The organism is Neisseria sp. P0001.S005 (assembly GCF_051963715.1).
In genome coordinates, this window is record NZ_JBQCTZ010000822.1 from 1 (window position 1) to 349 (window position 349).

1 pseudogene is annotated in these 349 nt (G+C 43.3%); it reads right to left on the bottom strand.

The window, feature by feature from the left end:
* Positions 1-251 (bottom strand): annotated as a pseudogene (locus ACTHSP_RS23050) (polyphosphate kinase 2); the annotation flags it as partial.
* Between the last annotated feature and the right edge of the window lie 98 nt (positions 252-349).

Sequence of the window (349 nt, forward strand, 5' to 3'; positions counted from 1 at the left end):
CGCTGACCGGAATCTTTAACCCAGCTTTGTACTTTCAACAATTCGATTTGCAGCTTCTGTTTTTCTTTTTCGTAAACAGAGCGGCGCATACGTTGTTTGTACGGGTAGTTGGCAGGAAGCGGTGCGCTGCTGGAATCTTCGTCAGTGCCGCGTCCTTCGTGTTCCAAAACAGCCTTTTCGAATACTTGCAGCTGGTCTTGTTTCTCGCCCAGTTCAACATTCTCGAACGGTTCTAATTGGTGGTCTGCCATAAAGTCTCCTTATCGATTAAGTTTTAAATGATATGGTGTGGTATGACTTGATTTTACCTCTTTATGCTGTATTAGCCTACATAAAATTACACATAAGC